General features: G+C 71.5%; 2 protein-coding genes and 1 pseudogene. 2 read left to right on the top strand and 1 reads right to left on the bottom strand.

Annotation, left to right across the window (positions count from 1 at the left end; all coding sequences use genetic code 11):
- Positions 1–72: 72 nt before the first annotated feature.
- The gene (gene pgi, locus V7Q31_RS08025) at positions 73–1,701 is read right to left on the bottom strand and encodes a glucose-6-phosphate isomerase (protein WP_333833174.1); all 1,629 of its coding nucleotides are present in this window, start codon (positions 1,699–1,701) and stop codon (positions 73–75) included.
- A 168-nt stretch (positions 1,702–1,869) separates the two neighbouring features.
- Here pgi and V7Q31_RS08030 point away from each other — a divergent pair, with 168 nt between their 5' ends.
- Both V7Q31_RS08030 and rpsL read left to right on the top strand, forming a co-directional pair.
- Complete coding sequence (locus V7Q31_RS08030; protein ID WP_333833175.1) at positions 1,870–6,192, top strand: chemotaxis protein CheB; 4,323 nt, start codon at positions 1,870–1,872, stop codon at positions 6,190–6,192.
- A 249-nt stretch (positions 6,193–6,441) separates the two neighbouring features.
- Positions 6,442–6,592, top strand: a pseudogene (gene rpsL, locus V7Q31_RS08035) (30S ribosomal protein S12); the annotation flags it as partial.

The following is a 6,592-nucleotide window of genomic DNA, read 5'->3' on the forward strand; positions in this document are numbered from 1 at the left end:
CGCATCGCCTGCTGCGATGCGGCAAGCTAGCGCTGAGGCCGGTCCGTCGCAAGGCGACCTCCGGGCCGAAGATCACCCGCGCAGCGCTGCGATCCGCGCGACCGTCGCGGCGGTGGCGGGGTCGGCGCCCTCCGCCGCGCCGGCCTTCAGCGCGTCGAGCATCCCGCCCGCCAGCTGCTTGCCGAGTTCGACCCCCCACTGGTCGAAGCTGTTGACGTCCCAGATCGCGCCCTGCGCGAACACCTTGTGCTCGTAGAGCGCGATCAGCCGGCCCAGCGCGAAGGCGTCGAGCCGGCGGTGCAGGATCAGCGTCGAGGGCCGGTCGCCGGGGAAGACGCGATGCGGGGCGAGGCGGGCCACCTCCGCCGCCGGCGCGCCGGCCATCGCAGCCTCCGCCTCCGCCAACGTGCGCCCGAAGGCGAGGGCGGAGGCCTGAGCGAGGCAGTTGGCGGCGAGCTTGGCGTGGTGGTCGGCGAGCGCGTCGGCCATCGCATCCCAGCCCGGCGCGACGCGCGGCTCGGCGGCGAGGATGAAATCCACCGGGATCACGTCGGTTCCCTGATGGACGAGCTGGAAGAAGGAGTGCTGCGCGTTGGTGCCCGGCTCGCCCCAGATCACCGGCGCCGTGGCGCGCGCGACCGGCCCGCCGTCGCGGCGCGCGCGCTTGCCGTTCGACTCCATGTCGAGCTGCTGGACGTAAGCCGCGAAGCGTTCGAGCCGCTGGTCATAGGGGATCAGCGCCACCGTGGGCCAGCCCATGGCGTTGCGCCGCCAGACCCCGACCAGCGCGAGCAGCACGGGCAGATTGCGCGCCAGCGGGGCCGACAGGAAATGCGCGTCCATCGACGCCGCGCCGGCGAGCAGGTCGCGGAACGCCTTCGACCCGGCGGCGATCGCGACCGGCAGGCCGATCGCGCTCCAGAGCGAATAGCGCCCCCCCACCCAGTCCCAGAAGCCGAACACCCGCTCGGCCTCGATCCCGAACGCCGCGCAGGCCGGCAGGTTGGTCGAGACGGCGGCCATATGGGCGCCGGCGCGTTCGCCGACGGAGGCTGCGAGCCAGTCGCGGGCCGTGCGGGCGTTGGTCATCGTCTCCTGCGTGGTGAAGGTCTTGGAGGCGACGACCACCAGCGTGCGCGCCGGGTCGAGCGGGCCGAGCACGTCCGTGAGATGCGCACCGTCGACATTGGAGACGAAATGCGCCCGCGGCCCGTCGCAATCCGGCGCGAGCGCGCGCGCCGCCATGACCGGCCCGAGATCTGAGCCGCCGATGCCGATGTTGACGACGTCCGCAAACGCCCCCTCCGCGCCTGCGAAGGCGCCGGAGCGCACGGCGTCGGCGAAGGCGAGGAAGCGGTCGAGCGTCCCGCCGACCTCGGCGACGCCCTCCACCAGCGGCGCGCAGCTTCCGCGCAGCGCCATGTGCAGCGCGGGCCGGCCCTCTGTGAGGTTGACCGCCTCGCCGGTGGCCATCGCGTCGCGCGACGCCTCAACCCCCGACGCGCGCGCCAGCGCGACCAGCGCGCCGAGCGCGGGGGCGTCGAGCTTCTCGCGGCTGAAATCGAGCGTCAGATCGTCGAGCGCGAAACTCAGCGCGTCGGCGCGTCCGGGATCGGCGGCGAACAAGGCGCGCAGCGTGGTCGCGCGCAGCCGCGCGGCGTGGGCTTCGAGGTCGCTCCAGGCGGCGTCGGCGTTCGTCATGCGATGGTCTCCCTTCGGGTTGCGCCGATTCTCACGCCGAGACAGTGCCGCAGCGCGCGTGATTTGTCCGCGCGGGCGCATCCGCGACGTGAAAGTCTTGATCGGAAACCCGGCTCATGGTGAATGTTGCAGGACGGCGCCGCAGCAGAGCGCCGGCGGGGAGATGGCATGAACTTCGAAGCGCCGAGCGAGATCGAGACGGTCGAGCATGTCGTGGCCATCGGCGCTTCGGCGGGCGGGCTTGAAGCGCTGGAGGCGTTCTTCGACCATCTCGCGCCGACGACCGGCGCCGCCTATGTGGTGATCACGCACCTCTCGCCAGATTTCAAGAGCATCATGGACGAACTGCTCGGTCGGCGCACGCCGATGCCCGTGCATGTCGTCGAGGACGGCGAGACGCTGCAACCCAACTGCGTCTATGTGATCCCGCCCGGCAAGGACATGATCGTCCAGACCGGCCGGCTGTTCCTGACCGACCGAAGCAATCACAACGCGCCGTCGCTGCCGATCGACCTGTTCTTCGGGTCGCTGGCGCGCGAATACGGGCGGCGGGCGACCGCGGTCATCCTGTCGGGCACCGGGGCCGACGGCGCGCGCGGCGCGCGCAAGCTGCGCGAGGCGGGCGGGCTGGTCATCGCGCAGTCGCTCGACACGGCGCGCTTCGACGGCATGCCGCGCGCCGTGGCCGAGACCGGCGCGGTCGATCTGGTGCTCGCCCCCGAGGACATGGGCGGCGCGCTGGCCGAGCGCTTCGCCCGCATGAACGGGGCCGCCCCGCCCCTGGTCCCCGAGTTTCCCGAAGGCGAAGCGCAGATCGTAGCGCGCATCCTCGAGCTGGTGCTCGGCGGCGCCAATGTGGATTTCAGCGAGTACAAGAAGACCACGGTGATGCGCCGGATCACCCGCCGGATGCAGAAGGCGGGGCTGAAGGACCTCGCCGACTATCTCGACGAAATCGAGCGCAATCCCGGCGAAATCCGCGGGCTGGCGTCGGACCTGCTGATCGTCGTCACCGAATTCTTCCGCGACGCCGGCGCGTTCCATGCGCTGGCCGACAAGGTGATCCCGCAGCTGATCGACGAGCCCGCCGACGACCGCCCGATCCGCATCTGGGTGCCGGGGGTGGCGACCGGGCAGGAGGCCTATTCCATCGCCATGCTGCTGCGCGAGGCCGCCGACCGGGCGGGCCGCGAGCCGCGCGTGCAGATCTTCGCCACCGACATCAACCCGCTCGCGCTCGAACGGGCGGCGCAGGGCGTCTATCTTGAGACGGAGATGGCGGCGGTGTCGCCGGCGCGGCGCGACGCCTTCTTCCTGCGCACCGAGGAGGGCCACTGGCAGGTGGCGCCGGAGCTGCGCAACTGGATCGTGTTCGCGCCGCACAACATGCTGCGCGACCCGCCCTTCATCAACACCGACCTGATCTCCTGCCGCAACGCGCTGATCTATTTCGAGACCTCGGCCCAGCAGAAATCGCTGTCGCTGTTCCATTTCAGCCTCGCGCCGGGCGGCTGGCTGATGCTGGGGCCGTCGGAATCCATCGGCGAGGACCAGGGCCGCTTCGCCGTGGTCGACAGCAAGTGGCGGCTGTTCCGCAAGCGCGCGGCCGACCGGCGCGACAGCCTGACGGTCAGCGAGCTGATCGCCAACAACCGCTGGACCGCGGAGACCGTCTCGCGCCGGCGCGCCGCCCCCTACAGCCCGCCGCGCGGGATCAACGCCAACGCGCTGCAGGGCGTCCTCGACCTCTACGCGCCGCCCGGTCTGCTGATCGGGCGCGAGCGCGAACTGCTGCATGTCGTCGGCGCGGGGCGCGACTATCTCGATCCGCCCCAGGCGGGGCCGTTCACCCAGGACGTCGTGAAGCTCGTCAAGGAGCCGCTGCGCATCCCGCTCGCCACGGCGGTCGAGCAGGCGCTGCGCACCCGCGAGGAGGTTGTTTTCACCGCCTCCGGCGCAGGGGGCGAGGCCGCCGCGGTGTTTCGGGTGCGCCCCATGGGCGGCGACAGCGAGGCGGGCCCGGAGCGGCTCTACGTCGCCTTCGAGGGCGCGCCGCGCAGCGGCGGCGGCGGCGTGTCGCTCGAACATGTCCAGTTCGACAAGCTCGCCGAGCAGCGCATCGCCTATCTTGAGGAGGCGTTGCGCAACGAGCGCGACAACCTCCAGTCGATGCTGGAACAGCTCGAGACCTCCAACGAGGAGCTTCAGTCCACCAACGAAGAGCTGATGACGGCGAACGAGGAGTTGCAGTCCACCAACGAAGAGCTGCACTCCGTCAACGAAGAACTCTACACCGTCAACGCCGAATACGAGCGCAAGAACGAGGAGCTGACGCAGCTCTCGAAGGATGTCTCGTCGCTGTTGCAGGCGACGGGGGTGGGGGTGGTGTTCGTGGACCGGGGACTGCTGGTGCGCCGCTTCACCCCGACCGCGACCCGTGTGATCAACCTCATCCCCGGCGACGAGGGGCGGCACCTCAGCCACATCACGCACCGTCTGGCGGGGTTCGACATCTGCGGCTGGCTTGAGGCGGCGATGGCCGCCGGCGAGATGGTCGAGGAGGAGCGCTGCGCCCATGGCGGCACGGTCTGGACCGTGCGGGCCGTGCCGGTGAAGGACGGGCGGTCGGTCAGCGGCGCGGTGGTGAGCCTGATCGAAGTGACGCGGCTCGTGAACGCGGAGGCCGAGGCGAAGGCGCGCAGCGCGGAGTTGCGGCAACTTCTCGACTGGGTCGGCGCGGTGTCGCTGCAATTCTCGGGCGACGGCAAGCTGCTGCGCGGCTCGGGCGACTGGGAGGCGTTCACCGGCCAGCCCTTCGCCGCGATGCGCTCCGCCGACGATCAGGGCTGGCTCGACATGGTGCACGAGGCCGACCGGACCCGCGCCGAGGCCGCCTGGAACGGGGCGCATCGCGACAAGCGGCGATTCCAGGTCGCGGCGCGGCTGCGCCGTCCCGGCGGCGGGTGGCGCCCGGCGGTGATCGAGGGCGGGCCCGAGATCGATCGCGACCGTGTGATCGGCTGGTTCGTCTATGTCCGAGACGCCGCCGAGGCCGAAGTCGCCCGACGCGACGCCGCCGCCTCCGACCGCCGCGCCGCCGCCCTGGCGGAACTCGCCTTCTCCGGCGCCTACACGCTGCACCCCGAGCGCGGGGCGATCGACCTCGACCCGCGTCTGGCCGGACTGCTGGGGCTGCCCGAAGGCCGCAACGACGTCTCCGCCTTCGAGGCGCTGCTGACGCCCTCCAGCCTGCGCCAGCGCACCCTCGCGATGGAGCGGCGCGCCGAGACCGGCGGGCGCTGGCGCGTCGAGATTTCGGTGCGGCTGCCGGGCGGCGGCGAGGCGCTCTTTCGCGACGAGGGCCTGACCATCGGGCAGCGCGACGGGGCGGAGCTGCTGGTCGGGGCTTTCACCGCGCTCGACGAGCAGCGCGCGGAGGCGGTGCTCGCCGAGGAGATCCTCCGCTCGAGCCCCGTCGAAGTGCTGATCGTCGACGCCGCCACCTGCCAGATCCAGCGCGCCAACGCAGCTGCGCTGCGCAATCTCGGTTATCCCGAGCGCGAGTTGCTGCGGCTCGACTATGTGTCGCTGCTGCCGGAATACGACCGCGCGACCTTCGAGGACGCGCTGGCGCCGCTTCTGTCCGGCGCCGCGCCGGAAGTGACGGTCGAAACCTTCGCCCTGCGCCGCGACGGCTCGACCTACGATCTGTCGCTGACGCTGCGCCCGCTCTCGGGCGGGGCGCGGATCGCCGCCGTGGGTCGCGACGTGTCGGAGCGCCGGCGCATCGAGGAGACCTTGCGGCGGCGGACCGAAGCGCTCGCCCGGTCCAACCGCGACCTCGAGCAGTTCGCCTTTCTCGCCAGCCACGACCTGATATCGCCGCTGCGCCGCATCGCCGCCCGCGCCGAGAGCCTGAAGGACGCGCTCGGCAAGCGGGCGAAGACGCGCGAGGACGCTCAGGCGATCGAAGACCTCGCGATGCGGCTTCAGGGGCAGGTGCGCGAATTGCTGGCCTTCGCCCGCAGCGCGCCGCCCGAGGAGGCTTTCGCGCTGCTCGACCTGCACATGGTCGCCGAAGCGGCCGCCCACGCAAAATCCGACGCCATCGCGGCGGAAGGCGCCCGCGTCGAGATCGGCCCGCTGCCGAGCGTCGAGGGGTCCGCGGCGATGTTGCAGGTCGTATTCGAGAACCTGATCGACAACGCGCTGCGCCATCGCGCGCCCGACCGCGCGCCGCTCATCCGCATCGAGACGCCAGAGGGCGCTTTCGGCGAAGTCGCCGTGCGCGACAACGGGCGCGGCTTCGACCCCGCGCGCCGCGGCGACATCTTCCACCCCACGGTGCGGCTCGACCCCGACTCGGAGGGCTCCGGCATGGGGCTTGCGATCTGCCGGCGGGTGATGGAGGCGCATGGCGGGGAGATCGTCGCCGACAGCGCGCCCGGCGAGGGCGCGGTGTTCCGCCTGATCTTCGGCCGAACGGGCTGAGCGGCGCGCGTCCCGCGCGATTTGGCGCGACCTGCGCTTGACAGGCCCCTGCGCCCTCTATAAACGCCGCCCATCCGATCCGCAGCGCCTGTGGCGCGCGGGGCCGGTGGCAGCTTTGTTTGGCGCGCACGATCCGGGCGAGAGCCTCGATCCTCTGGCGGAGGCCGCGACGGGGAGCACCCTCGACGCGGCGTCTTTTGCGTCTTCACCGAGCGCCTGACGGAACAATTTTCGAGGGTGGACCGCCCGATGCCGACGATCCAGCAGCTGATCCGGAAACCCCGGCAGCCCAAAGTGAAGCGCAGCAAGTCGACGCATCTGGAGGCGTGCCCCCAGAAGCGCGGAGTCTGCACGCGCGTCTACACCACGACGCCGAAGAAGCCGAACTCGGCGCTCCGCA

Origin of the sequence: Rubrimonas sp. (assembly GCF_036788415.1) — a bacterium.
GTDB lineage: Bacteria > Pseudomonadota > Alphaproteobacteria > Rhodobacterales > Rhodobacteraceae > Rubrimonas.

Excerpts from the sequence above, each read along its gene's own strand:
- pgi (WP_333833174.1), bottom strand. The coding sequence starts at position 1,701 with ATGACGAACGCCGACGCCGCCTGGAGCGACCTCGAAGCCCACGCCGCG.
- V7Q31_RS08030 (WP_333833175.1), top strand. The coding sequence starts at position 1,870 with ATGAACTTCGAAGCGCCGAGCGAGATCGAGACGGTCGAGCATGTCGTG.